Origin of the sequence: Stenotrophomonas sp. GD04024 (genome assembly GCF_029837545.1) — a bacterium.
Taxonomy (GTDB): Bacteria; Pseudomonadota; Gammaproteobacteria; order Xanthomonadales; family Xanthomonadaceae; genus Stenotrophomonas; species Stenotrophomonas forensis.
Genome location: NZ_JAOEDV010000008.1, coordinates 1 through 20,140 on the forward strand (window position 1 = coordinate 1; position 20,140 = coordinate 20,140).

Consider the following 20,140-nt stretch of genomic DNA (forward strand, 5'->3'; position numbering starts at 1 on the left):
CCCCCACGACCGTGAACCTGCAGACCTTGCCTTCCATGCCGTATCGCATGCTGCCCGACAGCTGCCAGTTCGAACTGCTGGATGTGGACGCGCTGCAGGACCCGGCCAGCGGCCGCCTGCTGCACCTGTACTCGCTGGTCGCCCGCTGCCTGTCGTGCGAAACGGTGTTCAAGGCCGAGGAAGGGCAGGGACTGGTCAGCCACTCCGCATCGCGGGTGGTGCGTTGCCCTGCCGGCTGCGGCCAACAGGCATTCAAGCCGTCGTTGTTGCGTGCCTGGAAGCCGCAGGTGGCCGCGCAGGCGTGAGGGCGCTGATGGGTGCTCACAGCACCCCGGGGTTGGCACGCCACACGGCGAAATTGAGTGCCGAGGCGAACGAGATCCAGGCAAGGTAGGGCAGTAACAGTACTGCGGCGCCACGCTGGATGCGCAGGAAGCCAAGGATCGTCGCGCACACCAGCACGATCAGGACAAGAATGTCAGCAAAGGCAAGCGCGCCCAGCTTCCAGCCGAAGAACAGCCAGCTCCACAAGGCGTTGACCGCGAGCTGCACTAGATAGAGTGTCAGCGCCGGACGCGCACCGCACCAGCCGCGCTCCCGCCAGACCAGCCAGGCGGCAACCGCCATCATTGCGTAGAGCAGGGTCCAGACCGGCCCAAATACACCGGCAGGCGGTGCCCAGGCCGGCAGGGTGAGGCTGGCGTAGAAGCTGGCAGCGGACGTGGAGGCCCATGCGCCCAATGCGGCCGCCGCAAAGGTAGCCGCGAACCATCCCAGAAGACCCAGTGCCTGTGAACTCCGCTTCATTGCGTACAACTCCATGATGCCTATGCCCCCTCATACGAACGGAGGAGGCAAATGGATGCGGGCCGGCGTCGATCAGTCTGAAGTGCCCGCGGCGCTCCCGCCCTGGCTTGAAGGCAGCAGGGAAGGGCGCTGGTCGAACCACTCGCGCGCCTTGGCGAGGTGCCAATGGCGCTGGTCGCCATCCAGCTCGATCCCAGCACCCAGCAGCCCCCAGCGCAGATATAGGTCGCCACGCTTGCGCTGCTCCAGCAGATCCAGGCGTGCGCGCACCGAAAGGCGATCATTCTCGGCCTGCAGGCCGTCGATGATCAGGTGGCCCGGCCGCCAGCGCAGCCTGGCCTGCGCATCGACCTGCCCGGAATCCAGCAGCGACAGGGTCCAGCGCGGGTAGTCGGTGCGCGTGGCAAACACCGCCAGCAGGGGGCGCGCATCGCTCAGGGTCAGGTCGGTGGTAGCGTCCACCTGGAATGGGGATTGCGCGTCGATGCGGCCCCGCTTGAACGCAGCACGGCCTTTCCATGCTGCGCTGGACCCGGTACCGGCCACCTGCACATTGCGCAGTTCGACGGTGGTGCCGGACAGGTCGAAGTGGCGTTGGTTGAAGTCGCCGCGGCGCAGGGTTGCGTTCACGTCCACATCGCCGCCCATGTCCAGGCCTGCGACCTTGGCGCTGGCGTTGCGACCCAGCAGGCGCGCCGTGCCATGGCCAACGCGGCCATCGGTGTCGAGCGTGGCATCGCCACTGAGGCTGCCAGTGCCACGCAACAGCCGCAGCTGCGACGACCCCAGGTAGCGGTTGTAGGCGGCAAGGTCCGGTATGGTGGCTTCGCTGAAACGCAGCCGGGCGCGTACACCCTTGCGCAGTTCCTGCAGGCGGCCGTCGCCGGTCAGGTCCACGGCCAGGTCGCGACCGTCGAACAGAGATACGTCCTTGGCATCGCTGGGGCGTGCACTGAAACGGGGCAGCCGGATCGCCAGCTGTGCCTGACTGGGCGTGCCGGCCTTCAATTCGCCATGCGCGCTGGCGGTGCCGGCCAGGCGCACGCCGGCAACTTCGGCCACGGCGGCCGCTGAGGGAATGTCCACGGTGCTGCCTTCGATCAGCTCGCCATGGCGCAGGCGCAGGTCGGCCTTCAGTGTGCCGCCGCCATCCAGCTGCAGCCACGGCTTGCGCACGAACAGGGCAGGGATCCAGTTGAGCGAGGTAAAGGTCCATTCGCCGCGCACGGTGCCGGAACTGCGCTCCAGCAGCAGGGCCGGCGCCTGGAACGGGATGTCGCGCCCGGTGATGTGGATGTTCGCATCGACTTCGCTGCCCGAGCCCGGCCGAGGCGGCAGGCGCGCCTGCAGGCGCAGGTCGTTGGCCACGTTGAGCTGCAGCGCGAGCAGGCCACGATCGGGCGCGCCATCGCCCAGATAGAGCGGAACCTGCCAGAGCGCGCGATCGCCGGGCTGCAGCTGGCCGTCGATCAGGTGGGCCGCCAACTGCAGGCGGCCGGGCACCGGCGCGCTGGAAATGCGCGGCTGCTGCGCATCGGTATCCATGCGCAGGCCCTGGCTGCGTGCATCAACGTCCAGCTGGGCATGCAGGATCTTCAGCTTGGCCAGCCCGGGCGCCTGGTCGCGGTAGTGGCGTGGATAGCTGAAGCGCGCGGTCAGGTTCATGTCGCCCAGCAGCTGCACACCGTCGAAGCTGGTGTCCGCTTTACTGAACGAGACCTTCGAATCGAACAGTTCGGACGGGCCGCCGCGTAGCTGTTTGAGGAACCCGACCGTGCCCTGGCCCTTGCCGATGATCAACAACTTGCCGAACCGAGCGCTGCGGATGCTGTCGCTGTGGATGGCATCGAAGCGCAGGGTCCAGCCCTGGTCGCTGCGCGGCGGTGGCGGAATGGCGTCCTCGACCCGGCTGATCTCGGCGGAGACCCCGGTGGCCTGCAGCCGGGGCACCCGCACCTCCCGCTTGAACAGGGGAAATACCGCCAATCGGGCGCTGGCGCGCTCGGCGTGCAGCACGTAGACGGTGTGGTTCACGTGGCCGCGCATGTGCACGTTCCAGGCAATGACGTGGCCCGGCAGCAGCGTGATGGCCGGGCCGGTGGTCATTACGAACTTGTGCGGCTTGCGGTTGGTGACCTGGTCGAACAGCGGGGTGTTGAGGAAAACGTTGCCGGCCAGCAGGTAGAGCGCGTAGATGCCCAGCAGGACATAGCCCGCGACGCGCCATCGGCGAAAACGGTGCGGGATGCGCGCGGAAGTAGGGGGCATGTACTGCTCTGCAGGCCGGAATTTCGTCAACTATTGCGGAACCGATGGCGGCGGTACGTGAAGCAGCCGCGGCCGGGTGGTTGGTTTCTGCTAGTGTCCGCCTGGGCCACTACGCCGATCCGCGAGGAATCGCATGGAAATCCGAGCTGCCACCGCAGGTGACTTCGACGCCATGTGGGCCATCTTCAGGGCCGCCATTGCGACCGAGGATGCGCTACCGTTCGCCGACACCTTCGAGGCCAGCACCTTCCGGAGCCACTGGTTCGGGTCGCAGCCGGCTTATGTGGCGCTTCTGGAAGGCCGCGTAGCCGGAATGTACAAGATGGGCGCCAACTTCCCCGATCTGGGGGCGCACATGGCCAGCGCCACCTACGTGGTCGACCCGACAGTGCAGGGGCGCGGCATTGGCCGGGCGCTGGTGGAGCACAGCCTGGACCGGGCGAGGGCGGAAGGCTTCCTGGCCATGCAGTTCAATTACGTGGTCAGCACCAATGCGCCGGCCGTCGCGTTGTACCGGACGCTGGGGTTTGCGGTGGTCGGAACGCTACCGGAGGCATTCCGGCATCGAACGCTGGGGCTGGTGGACGTGTTTGTGATGCACCGGTTTCTGTAGCGGCCTGGAGTAGAGCGAGCATGATCTTGCGAACATCCTGCGTCTTCGCACTCTGCACTTTCATGGGCGCCTGTGCCCTGCAGCCAAAGAGCATGCCACCGCAGGTCTCATCCGCAGGCTACACATCGGTCAGCTCGACCCTTCTGGCAGGCTGGATCCACCTGCGCAGTGAGAGCTATCTGCCTGGATCGAATCTTGCGTCCGGCGCCCCTGAGATCAAGGTATGCGAGTCTGTCGCACACAGGATCCAACTTGAGATCTACCCGGGCGTCGAGCCAGATGTTGAAAGAACCTGCCGGAACATAGATGCCTCCGCCACCGAAGCGGAGCGATGGTTCCCCAAGCGCAGTACCCGCTATTCGGTCATCATCGTGCCTGAAGGGCAATCCATTTCCGTGAGCAGGTGGAGCTTTGGCTATCGATCAGCGCATCTTGCGTTGGCTGTGGCGGCATTCGGTAACCAAGAGAGACGAGAGGGAAATCTTGTTGATCTAGTGGCGCATGAGACCTTTCATATACTCGGTCGAATTGCCGGGGATGCCCGTGGGCAGGATGAGTACCATGCCTACTACGCGGGCTTGTGCGCTCAGCTCGCGGTGCTTGGGTCGATTCCCGAATCCGTCTTGCCAGGAGCGCCGCTTCAAGGGGGTGTGGATGAACCAACGCGGGCATCTTCGGATTCGGCGTATCGGGTGAGGCGTGAAGCCTTGCTGCTGTCCCGCGATGGTTCGATCAAGGCGGGCGACGATGGCGGCAGAGCACTCGCTCTGCGCTGCATCGAGTTGCAGAAGGAGACAGCACGGCCAGATATCAATCGCGGCCCGAACGGATCGTAATGGGTCGTCCGCTGCCCTGGCTGAAGGGCTTGGTAGAGCAGGGGGGTCATGGCGCGCGACCGGCACTGGTTCCACGTACAAACGCCGCCGCCAGCTGCAACGCATCGCTGCTGCCGCGATCGCCGCGAAGTGCATGGACCAGTCGGCCGGGTGTGACGCCGGTCCAGCGCAGCAGGTCATGCGTGGCATGCGCCTGGTCGCTGTAACCATGGCGCGCGGCGGCCGAGGCGATGCTGGCTGCTTCGCCATCCAACGTGCGCAACAGCGCCTGCAGTCGGCGGACACGGGCATACTCTTTGGGTGTCATGCCCACAGCGGCCAGAAAGCGCGTCTGCAGGGTGCGCAACGAGACGCCAATCCGGCGAGCCAGTTCGGCGATGCGCAGGTCGCCATCAATGGCATCCAATGCCGCAACCGCCTGTTCAACGCTCTCATCCAGGGCAAAGCTGGCGCAGCGTTCGCGCAGGATCCGCCAGAGCGGCTCGGGCGAACCGCTTGCCGCACTGGCGCGGGCGGCGGTGCTGAACACTTCGGCAAAGGCAGCATCCAGTGTGTAAAGGTCCGGCGCCTGGTCTCGAAGCCCGGCCAACCGAGGGCCTGCAACCAGAGCGCTCGCTGCCGGCTGCAGCCGCACCCCGATGCAGAACACCGCGCCGACGGCCTGCAGACGGATCGGACCACATTGCTGAGCCGCAAAACAGAACGGCAGATCGGAACGGATCCGGCCATCGGCACCATGCAGATGCAGCGGCACGCCAAGCTCGGCAATCAGCTCGCAACGACCATCCGGGTAGATGACCTGTACGTCATTCCCGGGCGCCTCGTCCCGCAGCCACCACAGGCATTGGACATGCCGGCGCAGATCGCCGGGGGCAGGGTGCTCGAAGTAGTCCATGCGGCATCGGACGCCATCCTGCGCGTTTTTACAAGCGGGCCGGGCGCCATGCCGCTAACCTGCGGCGAACCCAACCAGGAGCTCAGAGCATGTTGAGGTCGAAGATGGTGATGCTGGGCGCAGGACTGGCGTTGGCGAGCGGCGCGGCCAACGCGGCGCCGGCCGAGTTCGACTGGCTGGCCGGGCATTGGTGCGGTGGCACCGAGGAGCGGCGGCTGGACGAGGTCTGGCTGCCGGAAGCTGGCGGCGCATTGCTCGGGATGTCCCGCACGCTGAGCCGCGGCAGCATGGAGTCATTCGAGTACATGCGGCTCGTGCCGGCGGGCAAAGCGGCTGGCTTTCATGTGCAGCCCAATGGCGTGGCGCCGACCACGTTCGTCATTGCCGAGCATGGCGAGAACTGGGTGGTGTTTGAGAATCCGCAGCATGATTTCCCGAATCGCATCGAGTACCGGCGTGATGGCGCTTCATTGAAGGCAAGCATCTCGGGACTTGGTGATGATGGGAAGATCCTGCGGATTCAGTTCGACTACCGGCGGTGTGGGGAGTAATTGGGAGCGGTGACTGGGAGGGGTGGTTGGAAGACTTGGCTATGGGGAGGCTGTCCCGGGGCTTTAGCCACCCGGGCACGGATCCGGCCTGTAACATAATATACATTATGCGAAATGGTATCAGGCGCTTCGGTCAGCACTGGTGCTCCTTCGTCGGCTCCGCGCTGCAATGGCTGGGCCTCTGGCTCGGCTCTTGCCTGCGGCCTGGGACCCCGGCCAAGGATGAGATCGCGGCATGATTGAGTTCGACCCGCACCACCGTATCGACTTGACCGGCCCTTGGGCCGGTTTTTCTTTCCTCGGCGACCGCCTGATTACGCCCGAAGGTCGCGAGCTGGAACCGCAGGATCTGGCCTGGCTGTCGCTCACCGCCTGCCAAGCACAGGAGTGGCGCCGGATGATGGCGCAGTTGCGATCGGCGCCCACCGAGAAGCCTTCCAGCGCAATGGATTCCGCGGAAGTGATCGACGTGGCCACATTGATGGCACGGCGCCAACGGCGGTTGTCCAGGGTGATGGCTGGCCCTGACGCCGATCCAGTGAAGGCAGTCCTGCCAGTACAGGGGCCGAGGCCTCGCCAGCGCGTGTGAGGCGTTTCCGTAGGGGCGCTGCCCCTACACCCCGGTCACTGCTCGCGGCAGCGTTGCCAGCCGCCTGCGGGCGAAGAAACCTGTTCCCATCCGTTTGAGAGCCTTCGGAAAGCTTGGCCGCCAATACAGGCGAGTCCAGAGCGCTTGGAAGCTTCGGACCCGAGCGAAGGGAGCCCAACGACGCTATCGGAAGGACCAGGGCGACCGGCGCGGCGCGCCTCATCTGAAAGCAGACGGGCTTCGAGGTGATCGCAGTACGTCTTTACGCCCGGGTGCGGGTGGTTCGGCCAGGCCAATTCGTAACAATTGAGCGGCGTGGTGGTCTTTGACATCGAGTTATAAGCAGGCTTCGGGGCCGCCGGGAGAGGCTTCGGCCTGGGGCCGGTAGCCGACTGCAGCTGCGCTGCGGCGGGAAATGCGAATGCCAGTGCTACGAAAAGGAAGCCAGCGCGGATATCCATACCCTACCCCTGTCAGGTTTGATTACTCCGACAAGGCTAGCGTCGATTGAACGCCCGGTCCATCCACCAGGCAAACCAGTAATGCAGGTCGAAGAATCTGCTCATGCACCGACTATAGCCGCAAGCACGACCAAAATTGCCAGGTGGCCCACGAAATACGCGTAAAAGGCCCGGCCTGATCGTGGAATCCGTGCCGGTAGTTCGCCCAGGACTATGACAGGCAGGGCCAACAACGCCCAGCCGTTCCCGTTGTAGAGGCAGAGCAGACCCATGCAAGCCCATACCCAGATCGGCAGCACCAGGTAGAGGCGTTGGCGACGCCAGTCCCAAGAGCCCAGCAGGAAGTGCGTGCGCCTTCCATGATTCTTGAACCACGCCCAGGCCGCCAGAACGAGCCATACGCCGGGCCAAGCGTAGTCAAGGACAACGGGAGTCACGATACATAGCAACGCAGCCAGCGCCCACTGACGACGTTCCAGCGCCCATATGCAGCCGGCCGCAGCGGCGAACGTCAGCAGGACATTGAGCGGCAACGCCTGGCCGAATGCCAGCACAGCCGCGGGAGTGGCAACCAAGCCCCAAAGTGCCAGGCGCCGAGCAGACTTCCCCGCATCGGCGCCAGGTTGCGCCAGGTTGTAAGCCATGACCAGAGCGAACACAGGGAACGCAACCCGACCCAGCTGAGACACACCTGGCACGTGACCAAGATCGAACACGGTCACGATGTGATCGCCGGTCATCAGCACCAGCGCCAGCCATTTAAGCAGTTCACGTCCACCGCTGGTCATAGCCGATTCTCCCCAGCTGGCGTTGTCATATAGGTGCTGGTCGGGATCGGCGGCGATTCGGGAAAGCTCCCCATTGCGCGAGGCTGCCGCTCAATAGCTACGCCCTGCCCCCGCTGCTCGATCTGATCCAGGGCGCGGTTGATCTGTGTATGACCGTCCACAAGCCTGTTCTCACGTCGAGGCAGATAGGGCTCGTACTGGCCGCGTCGCGCGACGTAACGGCACGTCGGTTCGTCCAGATCGTAACGACTGCCCTGTTCCGTCACGCAATTGCAGCTGGGTTCGTCATGTCCACCGAGGCCATTTTCGCCACCCAGCGAAGACATGCAGAAAACGCGCGGCGGTTCGCTGGGGACGCTGAGCGCATCGTCGTATACGGGGGCACTCCAGGGTTGGGATGGGACACGCGGTAGGAACTTGTCGACGTATTCCTTTAGCGGTTGTGCCGACTTTGCCGCCACCGCTCCGCCCGCCGTCGCTGACGCTCCGTCGCGCGGAGCGCTGACGCCACTGGCACCACCTGGGGCGGGAAGGTCGCCACCACTCATCCGCTTATCCATTCGCCCGAACGCGACGTACAGCATCACCACCGCAGCCACAATCAAGATCGGAAGCGCGATGTAGTACCAGGGAATCTTGCGCTCGGTGGTGTCAAGTTCGGTGGACTTGTACATGCCCATCGGGCGCTTGGGTAGCGTCTTGCGCTTGATCGTCAGCGGGGTGGCCTTCTCAGCCCGTGCCTCGAACTTGTCGAACTCGCGCAGGTGCACAAACTTCGTCCCGAAGCGGCGGCGCACATGAACGTGACGCTCAATCAGATCGTGTACGAACTGATCGCACTGCTTGTCGGGGGATTGGCTTACGAAGATGAAGTCCAAGCCCTTATGCCGATGCTTGGCAAGCTGCTCCACGTGATGCGGCACCTTCGCACCGGCTGGCCGCTTCGGAAGCATGCCATGCTCATACGCCTCATCAACCAGGGCGACAGCGCCATCAGGAAGGAAGTTCGGCCAGTCGCGGAACTGCTCCGGCGTCATCTCTAGAACGCCAGTTTTGGCATAGTCGAACTCGCGAATGTTGCACGCGTACACGATGCGCCCCTGATCTTTGAACTCAAGCAAGCGCTCGATGGCGTGAAGCGTCTTGCCGTGCCCAGGCTGGCCGGTATACCAGTAGATCATGAGCCCGCTCCCAGCTGGTCAGCGACAGCCTTCGGTACGATGAAGACCTTCCAGGCCATGCGCACAGTCAAGGCAGAGAGGATCATTGAGAAGGAAATGCCGACGCCAAGGTAAGAGAGCATCTGCATTGCGGGGCCGTCCAAACCGCCGATGAACTGCATCACGAACTCTTTAAGCTTCGGCAGCATCGCGTTGAACGTGACAGTGGTCAGGCCAAACGCCGCGAGCATCTTGCCGAGCATGCCGGCAGCGGCATCCTTTAGCTTGCCAACGAGCGACGTTGTCGCGTCTATGATCCAGTCAGACACCATGCCCATCAGAAGACCCGTCCCATAAGGATTTGAATTGCCGTGTATGCGCCGAAGATCAAGATCAAGGCGCGAAAGATCGCTGCGATGCGACAGAAGTACGGGAAATCAGCGGCGTTGACGGTTTTCCCCATAATCGTGATTGCCGGAGGCTCAGGACAGGTCCCGCCACCGCCGAACATGTTGCTCGTATCGAGGTTGCTCGTTGAAAGCCCGATGCCCCACTTCTTTGCGCTGGCAACGTCGGCTGCGCCGTCACCAATCGGCGTCACACCTCCCCTGCCCTCCAATGCATCGGCCACGCCATTGCCGTTGGCGTCTCCATTCGTACCGCCCTGCCCAGGCGTGTCCTGCTTTGACGCGAGCTTCTCCACGGCGCAAGCAGATCGCCATTGCATGAGCAGCTGTGTGTACTCCATCGCATTGCACTTCTCACCGGTGCAAGTAGGCATGCCAGATTGGGAGCAATGGCCGCCGCTGATGTTGTTGTTGCGCCGAGTGTTGCAGTCGATGCGCCACTGAATGCGTGCCTGCCCACACATGATGGGCGACCCGCTACATGACGGGGGTGAGTCGCATGTGTCACCGCCGGAAAAGCTCTCAGGGTCGTCAGTATCCGGCTGGCCGTCGTTGTCCTTATCCCTCTTGCATGTCCCATCTGCGCCGCGCACCTCGCCCTGGGCGCACTGACCATCACCAGGAATGCAGTTGCCGAGCGGACTGCGGATCATGCCCGCTAGACACTCTTCGTCCTTCTTCTTGCAGGAACCAGCCACCAGTGCCATGCCATCAGGGCACGGCTTCTCATCGGTGCAGGCGTTGCCCGTCTTTACCTTGCCCGGCGGACACTCTGGCTCAACAGGCTGGCACACACCAAGCATGGCGTTCCACACCATGTTCTTGCCCTGTGCGTTGCAGTCCGGCTTCTTGTCACAGGTCTTTCCATTTGTGGAGTAAGTCGTAGTGTCGTCACCGTTGTCACGATATGTCGATTCGCAACCGTTGATGCACCGCACCGATCCAGACGGAGGAAAAAACGGCGTGGTTGCACTACTACGCTCAGCGCATGACTTGCCCCAATAGAACGTCTGATGGCCCGTAGACCATAGGCCAGCATTGCATTTGCCAGTCTGCGTGATGTAGCCGCTAAACGATTTGCTGCTCGCGGAAACGCATGCTTCATACTGCGCAGGATTGTATCCACTGCTAAGCACGCGCCGTGCGTGGCTCCACGCCTCTGACAGTGCCTCGCCTTGATCGCACACGCGGTTGTTGGGATCCGTGCATCGATATTGCTGCGCGCCTGCGGTTCCGGAGAAAAGAAGCCCCATGCTTAGCAGAATCACAGCCACCAACGCGACCAAATTTCGATAAGCAATCATCACACGCCCTCGAACGCGATCCAGCATGCACCGCAGAACGCAACGATTACGAAGTACCCCATGACACTTCTCCCTAACAAAAAGGGGGCGAGCGTTTCCGCGCACCCCCGTGAGTGAACTTGCGCCCCGATCAACCCTTGGCGGCGCGCTTGGTGAAGGCCCACACCACCAAGATGCCCAGCAGCAGGGCGATGGCACCGATCACGATTGCCATGTCTGCATTGCCCTTCGAGACCTCGGCAGCGATTGCGGCGCCGGGGGACGTGCTGCCCGAGGCCAGGGCTGCGCCCGACGCAACCAGGGCACCGGCACCAGCGCCGATCTTGGTGAAGGTGGAGGCGCCAAAACGGCGCAGGGTGTTCATGTGCTTCATTGCGATTTCCTCGTCATCAGTAGACCCCTATGCGCGCAGCGCGGAATACGAGGCGCGCCTTCAACCCAATCGCCCAGGACAGAACAATCGCTCCTGCGACGAGGGTCCCATCGGCCAAATCCAGGGGAGGCAGAATTGGCTGGTGGTATGGCATCCAGACCGGCACCGAACACGTGCCGTCCTGCTGCACGTTCTCAGCAGCGCAACCGACGACGTAGAGAGGTGCCGGGCCAGACATGATCAGGCCGCCTTGCTAGCCGGCTGCGACTTCGCGCCTGCCGGATCAACCAGAGTCATGCGGCGGGCGAGTTCGACACCGAAGCGGCCCGGCACCAGGTCCGTGGTGAGATCCCATTCCTTCACCGCGCCGACCGGATAGCCCTTGTCCAGACCGTCGACTTCGACTTCGATTTGGATGCGCATGGCTTCGGTTTCGAGCGTTGCACGCTGGCTGTAGATCGGCTTCTGCATGCCCTTGCTGGTGGTCACGGTGCGGGTCTCGACGGCGGTATTGATCGTGATCTTCGGAGCGTTCATTGGTTCGATTCCTTGGTCTGTTGGATTGGCTTTATCGTTTCGTCGTTGGCGAATTTCGGGCGGTACTGTGGGGTCAAGCTAAGTCCCCCCCTACCCCCCCGCAGGGAGACGTGGTGGACCGCTTGTTGCCCCGTTGCGCGATGCTTGCATCAGTCCGCCCGGTGACCAGGTGTCGCCCTGGCCTATCGGATCGCGTGCTGCTGTCGCCTGCGATCAAGGCGTCTTGCTCCGGACGGCGCGTGTAGTCGATAGGCGGGGGGTTCCATGCCCCAAAATTCCGCGAGAAATCGACCACACCGCCTTTCGTGACGTACTTGCTTACGTAGCCGGTAATGTCTGCTTGGCTGCGCGGTGCTTCGATGCGATTACGGCCGAACTCCCGGTACCACCACTCGTGCCACTCGTAGCGGCTGGCGAGGCGGTTGAGGTCATCGGTAGGTGCAGCTGCAACGGCGTGGAAATGGAGGCGGCCATCGCGGTGGAACTCCTGCCCGCGAGCCCACTGAATGCCGCCGTGCCAGCGCGATGCCCATTTGGGACCGTAGATGCTGCGGTTGAGACAGCTGACGAAGTAGCGGAACGCTTTATCAGCCGCTTCCTCGTGCATTCCGCCTGTGCGACTGGTCTTGCTGAGCTTGAAAGTGAGCGTCCAGAACTGTTGCCAGGGAACGCGCTGGAGTAGCTCGGCGTATCCCTGCGCTTGGTAATCAACGTGCCGCAGCTGGTGCAGCAGTTCAGCGTCGCATCCGATGCTCGGAGGGTCTGTAGGCTGCCCCCGCACAGGTAGCACGGACTGTTGGGGAAGTGACTGTTCATCGGACATTGCCCTTCCGCCGCTTGAACCAGTAGCGAAGCGCCAGCCATGCCTGCTCGATCAGGATGGAGAGCAATGCCACTCCCAGCCAGACGGCGATGAGCGCGGCGCACCCCGCAAGACCCATATCGAACTCCACCAGTTCGGCGAATGAAGGAAACCTGCTCATGCGGCGCGCTCCTGCTCTTCAGCGAGTTCGGCAGCGGCGAGCAGGTTGCCGCGTTTGGTGGCTTCGATTTCCATGCGGCGAAGGTCGACGACCGCCTGGGCAACAAACTGGCTTTCGCGTGCAGTGCGACCAGCGGAGAACGCACGCCGATCAACACACCACGTCACGAATTTGGCTAACCCCAACGACACGGCTGCGATACACCCCAGCAGCACGGCGAGAACAAGTGCGTCCATGTGCCCTACCCCTCCCCAAGCCCCAAGGGGACCCCCCGACCGGCCTTGGGGTGCCGGTGGAGGGGCGCTCAACGCCGTTGAACGCGGAGCAATGTATAAAGGGGTTGAACACGGGTGTCAACAGGGTTGAACGATGCAGACGGTTACAGACCTCATCGATGCAGCGCGGAAAGCGCTGAACGTCAGTAGTGACGCGGAATTTGCGCGGCAGCTCGGCGTATCGCGCGGAACGATTGCGAACTGGAAATCAGGCTATTCGCTGCCGGATACCGTGATGTGCGCAACTTTGGCGGGCCTGACCGGCCTTCCGCTGGCCCGTGTCCTAGGGATCGTCGGAGAAGCACGAGCGGTCAGCCGCGAGGAAAAAGCGGTATGGCGCAAGCTCGCCGCCACAGCGATGGCGCTATGTCTGGCTCTAGGTTTCGCCCTACCCCACAAGGCTCAGGCGGCAGTCGCGGGCTTCGATAACGCCCACGGTGTATACATTATGCGAAATGTCGTATCCGTCGAATCTGGGCCTTTGTCGGCTCTGTGTGCCAATGGCTGGGCCTCTGGCTCGGCTCTTGCCTGCGCCCTCAGACCCCGGCCAAGGATGAGATCGCGGCATGATCGTGTTCGACCCGCACCACCGTATCGACTTGACCGGCCCTTGGGCCGGTTTTTCTTTCCTCGGTGATCGCCTGATCACCCCCGAAGGCCGCGAGCTGCTGCCCGAAGATCTGGCCTGGCTGTCGCTCACCGCCTGCCAAGCCCAAGAATGGCGCCGGATGATGGAAGCTGCCCGCTCGGCACCGTCGATCGACAGTTCCAAGCGTGGTGGTAATCGTGCTGCAGTAACGCGGGATCGTCCTGCCACAGTCGTCAATCTGCGGGATGTCGTGAGCCGACGCAAAGAGCGTTCGGCGGTGGCGATGGCTGGCCCTAGCGCCGAGCCTCCTGCGGCAGTCCCACCGGTACCGGGGCCGAGACCACGCCAGCGCGTGTGAGGCGCTCCCGTAGGGGTGCTGCCCCTACACCCCTCACAGCAGATGGAACCCATCAGGGGTTGGCGGTAGATCTCTGTTCTGATCGTAAGAAGTAATGGAGGAACTGCTGCAGATTGCCGCCGTAGTGGTTCGAAATACGGTGTCGGGGCTTGACGAGTGCCCATACTCGACAACGATGACGATGCGTATTACGTGTGTACCCTCACTGACCTTTCCAAAATCTGCATCCGTTAGCGTTTTTTCTTCCGAATTCACCAAGCACTGCACTTGTCCAGGCGCAAGAATGCCCAAAGTGCCTTCTCCTGAGCGCCGATTGATCTGAACTCGCTCAATTCCGAAGTGCTCGGTTGCGCTTTTGGATTCTACGAGATGCCAATAGGAGTCGTACCGAAGGCGGACCGCTGGCGAATTGCCGTCCACGGTTATCCATTGCGCAAACGCGACAGCTCGGCCGGTGCAGAGCCGCGCCGTTAGCACACAGGGGCCTTTAGTGACCACCCATGGTCGTATCTGAGCAAGCGCCATACGCTGTTGTAGCTGATTAGCGTCCCGGGAAAGCTTGAGTGCGCTCCGTGCGATCCATAACGACCCTAGTGTTCCAATCAATGCTATGCCATCAATCCAGTCTGCCATTGCTGCGTGCTCATACTGTTAGCAATCGATTGCGGAGTTTAGCGATCTTGGCAGCGAAGCCAATCGCCTCTCGCATTCCGTAGCTGCTCCCAGCCATTTGCGAGTCGGCGCATCGCGGTACCGCCCATGCTGGCCGTGGCGGTTCATTCTTACGTAACTTATGACTTCATCCCGTAGCCGCCTGCGCCACCAATTTCGCGCACCAGCCTGCAGTCGGCTGATTAAGGATGACGTACCCTCTCGTCTAAGAGTGGTTCCGAATCTGAGCAACGGATGATGCCGTGGCGCAAGCGCCGCGCGAGGACAGGTCAGGAGCTCCCTTCCCTACCCCCATAAATCTTCCTAATCCGGTGCCCCACCCCAAGGTCGGCTATCGGCCAGAAGCGGCCATCGAACGCCTGCAACTAGCCGACCCGTGAAACGAGTTTGGCTTGCTTGAGTTTTTCGAACTCTTCGTCACTTGAGCAGCGCACCAACAACTGCTCCTATAAGGCCTCCAATGGCACTGGCGAGAGCTATCCACCACCGCTTGTCCTTCTGGTGTTCAAGGGCCCGAGAATGAAGGTTCACGGCCGTGTCTACCAGCGCTTTGATGTCGGCAGGAGTCAGCGGAGTTCTAGACACCCGAGATTTCTGGTCAGGAGTTAGTTCGGCGTACTCAGCAGCCGAAAGCACGCGCTCCGCATCTACGTCAAATCGCTTCGGGAACTGCCTCCGCCACACCAGGGACGCCCTTTCTCTCGCTGAGTCCAGGCGAAAGAACTCTGGATGTTGAAAAAATACGGCTCGCCATTTCTCGGCTTGTTCTTGATCCGCGGAAATGCGATCAGCCCACCCTGAGAAAGGAAGCTTGTAATACTTGTAGACGGCCATCGCTTGAATCGCAGCGATGACATCGCCGAGCCTGTTCGGGTCAGCGAGATAGGGTGAACGTGCTACGGATCGTTGACGCCAACGATTGAACATGGTGAGTACTCGCGCCGGAATTTGGGTGAACCGCAAGCGGATTCGGCCAGAATTAATCGCTAAGTGACGGTCTACTTTGCACGCATGCGGCCACGAGCATCTTGCACTGCATGCTTGCCGGGAGCGATGCCGACCATACGACCGTCTGATCCTTGAACACCTCGGTAGCCTTGACGAATTGCGACCATGCGACCGTCCGAACCTTCTAGGCCACGACAGCCCGCAGGTATCTCGACCATGCGTCCATCACTGCCTTGCAACCCCCGAGCGCCCGATCTGATTGCAGCCATGCGCCCATCGCTCCCTTGAAGCCCCCGGCCGCCCTCAGGAATAGCCACCATCCGGCCATCGCTGCCTTGCAGTCCACGACCACCGGGCGGAATTGGAACCATGCGCCCATCGCTCCCCTGGAGCCCGCGCCAGCCGTCTGGAATGACGATCGCTTTGCCATCATTGCCGGTGAGAGTGTGCTTCATGATTATCTCCTTTGCGTGAATCGCCCGATCTTGCAGTAGCTGGATCTGGCCAACAAGCGGCCGTGTAACCAGTTGTCCCGTGATCTGCTCCCGATAAACAACCCTCATGGCGACTGCTTCGCCTTAGCAGGCGAAGCTACCTTCCGCCCAATTTCCAGCCTCCCCACATCGTCCACAGGCACAAGCACCGCGAGCTTCTGCGCCGGATCCCACAGCAAGTAGCTATCACCCAGCCGACCAACCAGGCTCACGCCGCCTTGCGCCTTGCCATCAACCGTCACACTCACCGTGTAACTGCTCCCGCCGCTGGTGATCGCCTTGGCACGCTCAGATCCGAGCCAGACTGACGAGATCGAGACATAAACAAGCATTGTCAGAGCATAGACCAGCCATGGTGAGTCCTTTACCGCAGCTGGCAGTACCGGTGACAGGCGCACGGCTATTGCACATACGCCCACCAATGCGCCACCTATCAGAAGCGGCCATCCATTCGACCACCAGATAATTGCTCCCAAACCTGCAAGGCACAGCACCAGGATCAGCCACATCACGGGGCTGGAAACCGTTGTATCGGCCGTTACCTTCCCCTCGATCCAGCCACCAAGCAACGCTGCAAAAAGCATGAAGAGCAACACCATACCGATGCCCGCAAGGCCTGCCAGCGCGAGCTCGCTTACGGCAACAAACTGAAATGGATCAAGACCGAAGTGTCCCCAATACGCCTTCAGATAGAGGGCCCCTTGAACCAAGCCGAACGTAACCAGCGCCGAACCCCAGCCCGCGACGTCGGCCATCGTCAGTGTCTTCTGCGTACGATCCATGTTTCCCCTTCCTTCAATGCAGCCCCGCCACATAGTGACATGTGGCGCCGCATGCAGCAGGACTCAACCCAATTAACGTGACGCGTCACGCTCGCGCGGCGGCCACCGACACGGGCAGAGGCATCTACATACAGAGCATGGGCTTGTCGCATCCGCCCTGCCCTTGCCGCCGCCAACCGAGCGGCAACAGAAAGCAGACCTGTGTCACGCAGGCCGCCGATAGCCTTGCAGCCCAAGGCCTCAGTCGCGTTGCGGCATATACAACGATTCTGAAAATGTTGAATGTGGTGACGGGATCGGCCTTACTGCATTGGCATCGCGCACAACCGGGCGTATTCCTGTTCATGCCACCGTAAACGGGTGGCCGGGCTTCGAAACCCCGGTTGTGCAATCGTAAAAAGCGCTTGCCAGTCGGCACCACTCCGTGCGGTGCCGGCTGGCAATCCGTCGGCCGGCTATGGCGGGCGGTGCGTGGGGGCCTTGCGCCCGCCGGTCTGATTGCACACCGGGTTTCGAACCTCGCACCGTCCGCCACCTTTATCGGTGGCGGCTTCTGCCTGCCCGCAAGGAGCCCTGCCATGACCAAGCGCTACTCCCCTGCCCCGCAACCGATCCAGGAAGAGGCCGCGAACGGCCCCGCACTGGACCGGAACACCCTCATTGCCCTGCTGCACAGCATTGGCTCGGGTGCCACATCCGATGGCCAACCCTGGCCAGAGCGCCACCTGATGCCGGGCCGACGCATTGCCTTGGCCGACACCGACTGCTCGCTGGCGGGCCTTCGCGTGGTGATGGAGATCCTGTTGGCCGCGCAGCGCGCCCGCGAGAACGGCGAGCTGGAACAGGACGTCGGCCCGCGCATCATGGAGGGGCTGATCATGGCCGGGCTGGGACTCACCGCGCACGCCAGCACGCGAGTGCGCCCGGAGGGTTGAGTGGCCTGCTGCAGCTGGGCGGCCACGGCGCTGTGCGTCGGGGTCGTGATTGCGGCACAGGCGCGGTGGCTTGAGCCACCCGCCCCCTCGCCTATCGCGTTCCAGCGCATCTCCAACGAACGATTCTCACAGCTGCGCCGGCAAGCGATCCGGTTCGTGGAGGTTCGGCCGGGGCACGGGTTCCAGTTCGTGGAACGGCTTGAAGGCGCCTCTTTCCAGATTCACTGCAGGGGCGTGCCCGTGCTGTGGCTGGAGAAGCGTCCGCAGCATGTGCTGTTGCAGGTCTCACTGGATGCGAAGCAGCGGGCGCCTGCCGTTCTGCCGTTGCGTGCGCTGCTTCAAGGGCAGTTGCAATCCGTGGACTATCTGGAGCAGGTGCTGGCGGGCGTGCCGGAGCCTGTTCTGATGGATCGGGTGTTGCTGATGCTCGCGGGCGGGGTGCCTGATGGGGTGCGATGTGGCATGCCGTAGTCGAGCATGGCTCGACTCTACAAGGGCGCTGGCTGCGAGGGCTCGGGTTCGTGGATGGAGCCTTCGAGCAGGGCGACGTAGGTGTCCAGGCGGGTACGCAGGCCGATCAGCATCCATCCCGCAAGGTAGAGCAACACCAGGGCGTAGATGAGGAAGGCACCCAGCGCCCCGACATCAAAGGCGCTGGCCCAATCACCCCACTGCCATCCACGGAACTGCAGGTAGAGGGCAATCAGCAGCGGAAACGGCCCGAGACGTTGCAGCCCGCCGTACATCAGGCCCATGCGCTCGATCATGCTTGTGCGCAGGTGGCTGACGTACTTGAGGCGACGCTCACGCTCGACCCTGGGAAATCCTCGGAGTTCAGCGATTACCGCTTGCCACCGGGAAAACTCGCCATCCATCTCCTGCGCATGCGAGAGCCGTGGCTGGACGAATTGGCGGATTCCGCGACGGGCGGCGAGAACGCCGCCTATGGCGAATCCTCCGATCTCCACCGCCAGGCACACCCTGACCAGAAGCAGCGCGGCCGTAAGCGGAAGCCATCGGTCAGGCAGCTGGCTGCCAAGAATGCCGATCGCGGCCGATAGGGCGCCCACACGGAACGACCACCTCTCCACCCTGCCCGCCTTCGGGTAGATGCTGTGCTCAACCAGCCCCTGCACCCGTTGGTAAAGCCAGTGGAAGGTCAGCTCCTGCGAATCGGTCTTTGCCGGCGAATCGAGTCCGCCCCCTGCCTGCATGTCCATTGCGCCCCCTGCCCCCGGCTACGATGCCGACCGTGGCATCGTAGCCGACGCGCTGCAGCTTTCAGAAATAGAACCCGATATTGAGGTTCAGCCGCGAATGCCAGCGCGAAGGTCCGCCGTTGTTGATGCCGATGCCATCGCCGCCGGCAAACCACATGTTGCGGCCGGCAATCCAGTCGACATAGGTGAGCATCACGCCCTTCTGCAGGCTGCAGCCGGTGACGTTCTGCCAGGAGTCGCGCACCCCGCTGCTGTGCCCCACCGGGCGCGTCATGCTGAGGTTGTTGTAGCAGGTCACATCGTCCAGCCAGCCGCGCCGGCCAAAGGAATAGGCAACGTTGGCACTGGGCACATCGGCCTCGGCCGCGATTTCAAACGGGGCCTGGAACGCCGACAGTGCGATGCGTTCGCCGGGCACGTTGTAGCGGTAGCGCGCCCATTGCAGTTGGGTGGTCCAGCCATCGCGCTTCCACTGAGCATGCACGGCCGCGGCCTGGTGGTCGTGATGGCGACGACTGCGTGTGTTCTGCACCTTGCCCGCGAAGGCCGATGCGCCAACCAGCAGTTCGCCGCCTGCCCAGTCGCGCGACTGCTCGACGCGCACATTGAACCGCTGCCGTTCGCGATACGGCAATGCATCGGTCTGTGCCACATCGAAGGAATAGCGGTCGTAGCGCGCCCCGGTTCCGTACTCGTCACCCGAGAACCAGCCGAGGTGCCAGGTGGTATTGCCGGCCTGGTGGATCACCACCACGCCCGGGTCGTAGTCGTCCTCGATGCCCAGGTAGTAGCCGGACCCGAACCAGAAACTCTGCGAGACCGTGGGCAGCAGCCCGAACGGCACCTGCTGGATGCCGGCCTTCAGCTGCGTGGCGTCGGTGAACTGCCAGCCCGCATAGGCGTGATGGATGGCATCGAAGCCGTCGTACCAGCGGTACTGCGCGGAGAAGGAGAAAGGCCCGCTGCCGGCATCGATGTCGGCGCGAAGCAGCTCCAGCTGCAGGCGGCTGGTGGGCCCGTAATCGAGCCAGCCATAGTTGAATCGAACGGCGCCACCGAGATCGAAATGAGGCGCTGTGTTGCGGTCTTCGCTGGCCGCGCGTGCATCAAGCGAGGGCGCGGCCAGTGCTGCGGCGATGATGATGGGAACTGCCTTCACGGTCGCGTCCTGCCTCCTGTTCTGCGAGTGAAAGCACTCGATTCCAGCCTCGACGCACGTCATGCCTCAATGTGAGGCATGACGTGCTGTGGCGTGCAGGTTACGCAATGGAGGGTGAAGCGAATGTCGGCCAGCC

At 62.7% G+C, this 20,140-nt stretch carries 25 protein-coding genes; 8 read left to right on the top strand and 17 right to left on the bottom strand.

Annotation, left to right across the window (positions count from 1 at the left end; genetic code table 11):
* Positions 1 to 11 precede the first annotated feature (11 nt).
* Positions 12 to 305 carry a hypothetical protein gene (locus N7590_RS04070; protein WP_053509060.1) on the top strand — a complete coding sequence of 98 codons (294 nt, stop codon included), beginning with the start codon at positions 12 to 14 and terminating at the stop codon, positions 303 to 305.
* A 16-nt stretch (positions 306 to 321) separates the two neighbouring features.
* On the opposite strand, the gene N7590_RS04075 is transcribed toward N7590_RS04070, so the two are convergent.
* Together N7590_RS04075 and N7590_RS04080 are read right to left on the bottom strand one after the other, a co-directional pair.
* The gene (locus N7590_RS04075; protein ID WP_164240854.1) at positions 322 to 807 is read right to left on the bottom strand and encodes a TspO/MBR family protein; all 486 of its coding nucleotides are present in this window, start codon (positions 805 to 807) and stop codon (positions 322 to 324) included.
* 72 nt (positions 808 to 879) lie between these two features.
* Complete coding sequence (locus N7590_RS04080; protein WP_164240853.1) at positions 880 to 3,075, bottom strand: hypothetical protein; 2,196 nt, start codon at positions 3,073 to 3,075, stop codon at positions 880 to 882.
* Between the two features lie 133 nt (positions 3,076 to 3,208).
* Between N7590_RS04080 and N7590_RS04085 the strand changes: the two genes are divergently transcribed.
* Positions 3,209 to 3,688 (top strand): GNAT family N-acetyltransferase, encoded by a 480-nt coding sequence (locus tag N7590_RS04085; protein ID WP_164240852.1) that lies wholly within the window; start codon positions 3,209 to 3,211, stop codon positions 3,686 to 3,688.
* A gap of 20 nt (positions 3,689 to 3,708) precedes the next feature.
* Complete coding sequence (locus N7590_RS04090; protein ID WP_164240851.1) at positions 3,709 to 4,524, top strand: hypothetical protein; 816 nt, start codon at positions 3,709 to 3,711, stop codon at positions 4,522 to 4,524.
* Positions 4,525 to 4,570: 46 nt separating this feature from the next.
* On the opposite strand, the gene N7590_RS04095 is transcribed toward N7590_RS04090, so the two are convergent.
* Entirely contained in the window at positions 4,571 to 5,419 is an 849-nt protein-coding gene (locus N7590_RS04095) for an AraC family transcriptional regulator (RefSeq protein WP_164240850.1), read from the bottom strand.
* Positions 5,420 to 5,508: 89 nt separating this feature from the next.
* Between N7590_RS04095 and N7590_RS04100 the strand changes: the two genes are divergently transcribed.
* The gene (locus N7590_RS04100; protein WP_164240849.1) at positions 5,509 to 5,970 is read left to right on the top strand and encodes a DUF6265 family protein; all 462 of its coding nucleotides are present in this window, start codon (positions 5,509 to 5,511) and stop codon (positions 5,968 to 5,970) included.
* A 235-nt stretch (positions 5,971 to 6,205) separates the two neighbouring features.
* Positions 6,206 to 6,559, top strand: a complete 354-nt coding sequence (locus N7590_RS04105; protein WP_279935178.1) for a DUF3653 domain-containing protein — start codon at positions 6,206 to 6,208, stop codon at positions 6,557 to 6,559.
* Between the two features lie 562 nt (positions 6,560 to 7,121).
* Here N7590_RS04105 and N7590_RS04110 read toward each other — a convergent pair.
* The 9 genes from N7590_RS04110 to N7590_RS04150 form a co-directional block, all read right to left on the bottom strand.
* Positions 7,122 to 7,808 carry a TraX family protein gene (locus N7590_RS04110; protein ID WP_279935179.1) on the bottom strand — a complete coding sequence of 229 codons (687 nt, stop codon included), beginning with the start codon at positions 7,806 to 7,808 and terminating at the stop codon, positions 7,122 to 7,124.
* Positions 7,805 to 8,989: a zonular occludens toxin domain-containing protein gene (locus N7590_RS04115; RefSeq protein ID WP_021201813.1), complete on the bottom strand. Its 1,185-nt coding sequence runs from the start codon at positions 8,987 to 8,989 to the stop codon at positions 7,805 to 7,807. Before N7590_RS04115 ends, N7590_RS04110 begins: the two co-directional genes overlap by 4 nt.
* Complete coding sequence (locus tag N7590_RS04120) at positions 8,986 to 9,306, bottom strand: DUF2523 family protein (RefSeq protein WP_021201814.1); 321 nt, start codon at positions 9,304 to 9,306, stop codon at positions 8,986 to 8,988. The genes N7590_RS04115 and N7590_RS04120 overlap by 4 nt, the downstream gene beginning before the upstream one ends.
* Complete coding sequence (locus tag N7590_RS04125) at positions 9,306 to 10,679, bottom strand: hypothetical protein (RefSeq protein WP_279935180.1); 1,374 nt, start codon at positions 10,677 to 10,679, stop codon at positions 9,306 to 9,308. Before N7590_RS04125 ends, N7590_RS04120 begins: the two co-directional genes overlap by 1 nt.
* Positions 10,680 to 10,809: 130 nt before the next feature.
* Positions 10,810 to 11,052 (bottom strand): hypothetical protein, encoded by a 243-nt coding sequence (locus tag N7590_RS04130; protein ID WP_021201816.1) that lies wholly within the window; start codon positions 11,050 to 11,052, stop codon positions 10,810 to 10,812.
* 240 nt (positions 11,053 to 11,292) lie between these two features.
* Positions 11,293 to 11,589, bottom strand: a complete 297-nt coding sequence (locus tag N7590_RS04135; RefSeq protein WP_021201818.1) for a hypothetical protein — start codon at positions 11,587 to 11,589, stop codon at positions 11,293 to 11,295.
* A 73-nt stretch (positions 11,590 to 11,662) separates the two neighbouring features.
* Positions 11,663 to 12,412, bottom strand: coding sequence for a hypothetical protein (locus N7590_RS04140; protein WP_279935181.1), 750 nt, complete (start codon positions 12,410 to 12,412; stop codon positions 11,663 to 11,665).
* Entirely contained in the window at positions 12,402 to 12,572 is a 171-nt protein-coding gene (locus N7590_RS04145) for a hypothetical protein (protein WP_279935182.1), read from the bottom strand. Before N7590_RS04145 ends, N7590_RS04140 begins: the two co-directional genes overlap by 11 nt.
* Positions 12,569 to 12,808 (bottom strand): hypothetical protein, encoded by a 240-nt coding sequence (locus N7590_RS04150; RefSeq protein WP_154350807.1) that lies wholly within the window; start codon positions 12,806 to 12,808, stop codon positions 12,569 to 12,571. The genes N7590_RS04145 and N7590_RS04150 overlap by 4 nt, the downstream gene beginning before the upstream one ends.
* Positions 12,809 to 13,413: 605 nt before the next feature.
* Between N7590_RS04150 and N7590_RS04155 the strand changes: the two genes are divergently transcribed.
* Positions 13,414 to 13,794 (top strand): DUF3653 domain-containing protein, encoded by a 381-nt coding sequence (locus tag N7590_RS04155; RefSeq protein ID WP_279935184.1) that lies wholly within the window; start codon positions 13,414 to 13,416, stop codon positions 13,792 to 13,794.
* 1,089 nt (positions 13,795 to 14,883) lie between these two features.
* On the opposite strand, the gene N7590_RS04160 is transcribed toward N7590_RS04155, so the two are convergent.
* The 3 genes from N7590_RS04160 to N7590_RS04170 all read right to left on the bottom strand — a co-directional run bounded on the left by N7590_RS04160 (position 14,884) and on the right by N7590_RS04170 (position 16,690).
* The gene (locus tag N7590_RS04160) at positions 14,884 to 15,393 is read right to left on the bottom strand and encodes an N-carbamoyl-L-amino acid amidohydrolase (RefSeq protein ID WP_164241280.1); all 510 of its coding nucleotides are present in this window, start codon (positions 15,391 to 15,393) and stop codon (positions 14,884 to 14,886) included.
* A gap of 71 nt (positions 15,394 to 15,464) precedes the next feature.
* Positions 15,465 to 15,869 (bottom strand): hypothetical protein, encoded by a 405-nt coding sequence (locus N7590_RS04165; RefSeq protein WP_164241279.1) that lies wholly within the window; start codon positions 15,867 to 15,869, stop codon positions 15,465 to 15,467.
* 104 nt (positions 15,870 to 15,973) lie between these two features.
* Complete coding sequence (locus tag N7590_RS04170) at positions 15,974 to 16,690, bottom strand: hypothetical protein (RefSeq protein ID WP_164241278.1); 717 nt, start codon at positions 16,688 to 16,690, stop codon at positions 15,974 to 15,976.
* 578 nt (positions 16,691 to 17,268) lie between these two features.
* Here N7590_RS04170 and N7590_RS04175 point away from each other — a divergent pair.
* Together N7590_RS04175 and N7590_RS04180 are read left to right on the top strand one after the other, a co-directional pair.
* Positions 17,269 to 17,625 carry a hypothetical protein gene (locus tag N7590_RS04175; protein WP_164241277.1) on the top strand — a complete coding sequence of 119 codons (357 nt, stop codon included), beginning with the start codon at positions 17,269 to 17,271 and terminating at the stop codon, positions 17,623 to 17,625.
* A complete protein-coding gene (locus N7590_RS04180) occupies positions 17,626 to 18,096 on the top strand; it encodes a hypothetical protein (protein ID WP_164241276.1) in 471 nt (156 codons plus the stop codon).
* Between the two features lie 17 nt (positions 18,097 to 18,113).
* Here the strand turns inward: N7590_RS04180 and N7590_RS04185 are convergent, their stop codons facing one another.
* Together N7590_RS04185 and N7590_RS04190 are read right to left on the bottom strand one after the other, a co-directional pair.
* The gene (locus tag N7590_RS04185; RefSeq protein WP_164241275.1) at positions 18,114 to 18,845 is read right to left on the bottom strand and encodes a hypothetical protein; all 732 of its coding nucleotides are present in this window, start codon (positions 18,843 to 18,845) and stop codon (positions 18,114 to 18,116) included.
* Positions 18,846 to 18,906: 61 nt separating this feature from the next.
* Positions 18,907 to 20,004, bottom strand: a complete 1,098-nt coding sequence (locus N7590_RS04190; protein ID WP_164241274.1) for a hypothetical protein — start codon at positions 20,002 to 20,004, stop codon at positions 18,907 to 18,909.
* Positions 20,005 to 20,140 lie beyond the last annotated feature (136 nt).

Excerpts from the sequence above, each read along its gene's own strand:
- N7590_RS04155 (WP_279935184.1), top strand. The coding sequence starts at position 13,414 with ATGATCGTGTTCGACCCGCACCACCGTATCGACTTGACCGGCCCTTGG.
- N7590_RS04110 (WP_279935179.1), bottom strand. The coding sequence starts at position 7,808 with ATGACCAGCGGTGGACGTGAACTGCTTAAATGGCTGGCGCTGGTGCTG.
- N7590_RS04120 (WP_021201814.1), bottom strand. The coding sequence starts at position 9,306 with ATGGGCATGGTGTCTGACTGGATCATAGACGCGACAACGTCGCTCGTT.
- N7590_RS04130 (WP_021201816.1), bottom strand. The coding sequence starts at position 11,052 with ATGAAGCACATGAACACCCTGCGCCGTTTTGGCGCCTCCACCTTCACC.
- N7590_RS04140 (WP_279935181.1), bottom strand. The coding sequence starts at position 12,412 with ATGTCCGATGAACAGTCACTTCCCCAACAGTCCGTGCTACCTGTGCGG.
- N7590_RS04135 (WP_021201818.1), bottom strand. The coding sequence starts at position 11,589 with ATGAACGCTCCGAAGATCACGATCAATACCGCCGTCGAGACCCGCACC.
- N7590_RS04085 (WP_164240852.1), top strand. The coding sequence starts at position 3,209 with ATGGAAATCCGAGCTGCCACCGCAGGTGACTTCGACGCCATGTGGGCC.
- N7590_RS04100 (WP_164240849.1), top strand. The coding sequence starts at position 5,509 with ATGTTGAGGTCGAAGATGGTGATGCTGGGCGCAGGACTGGCGTTGGCG.
- N7590_RS04175 (WP_164241277.1), top strand. The coding sequence starts at position 17,269 with ATGACCAAGCGCTACTCCCCTGCCCCGCAACCGATCCAGGAAGAGGCC.
- N7590_RS04115 (WP_021201813.1), bottom strand. The coding sequence starts at position 8,989 with ATGATCTACTGGTATACCGGCCAGCCTGGGCACGGCAAGACGCTTCAC.
- N7590_RS04095 (WP_164240850.1), bottom strand. The coding sequence starts at position 5,419 with ATGGACTACTTCGAGCACCCTGCCCCCGGCGATCTGCGCCGGCATGTC.
- N7590_RS04170 (WP_164241278.1), bottom strand. The coding sequence starts at position 16,690 with ATGGATCGTACGCAGAAGACACTGACGATGGCCGACGTCGCGGGCTGG.
- N7590_RS04165 (WP_164241279.1), bottom strand. The coding sequence starts at position 15,869 with ATGAAGCACACTCTCACCGGCAATGATGGCAAAGCGATCGTCATTCCA.
- N7590_RS04090 (WP_164240851.1), top strand. The coding sequence starts at position 3,709 with ATGATCTTGCGAACATCCTGCGTCTTCGCACTCTGCACTTTCATGGGC.
- N7590_RS04150 (WP_154350807.1), bottom strand. The coding sequence starts at position 12,808 with ATGGACGCACTTGTTCTCGCCGTGCTGCTGGGGTGTATCGCAGCCGTG.
- N7590_RS04105 (WP_279935178.1), top strand. The coding sequence starts at position 6,206 with ATGATTGAGTTCGACCCGCACCACCGTATCGACTTGACCGGCCCTTGG.
- N7590_RS04160 (WP_164241280.1), bottom strand. The coding sequence starts at position 15,393 with ATGTTCAATCGTTGGCGTCAACGATCCGTAGCACGTTCACCCTATCTC.
- N7590_RS04075 (WP_164240854.1), bottom strand. The coding sequence starts at position 807 with ATGAAGCGGAGTTCACAGGCACTGGGTCTTCTGGGATGGTTCGCGGCT.
- N7590_RS04080 (WP_164240853.1), bottom strand. The coding sequence starts at position 3,075 with ATGCCCCCTACTTCCGCGCGCATCCCGCACCGTTTTCGCCGATGGCGC.
- N7590_RS04145 (WP_279935182.1), bottom strand. The coding sequence starts at position 12,572 with ATGAGCAGGTTTCCTTCATTCGCCGAACTGGTGGAGTTCGATATGGGT.
- N7590_RS04125 (WP_279935180.1), bottom strand. The coding sequence starts at position 10,679 with ATGATTGCTTATCGAAATTTGGTCGCGTTGGTGGCTGTGATTCTGCTA.
- N7590_RS04185 (WP_164241275.1), bottom strand. The coding sequence starts at position 18,845 with ATGGACATGCAGGCAGGGGGCGGACTCGATTCGCCGGCAAAGACCGAT.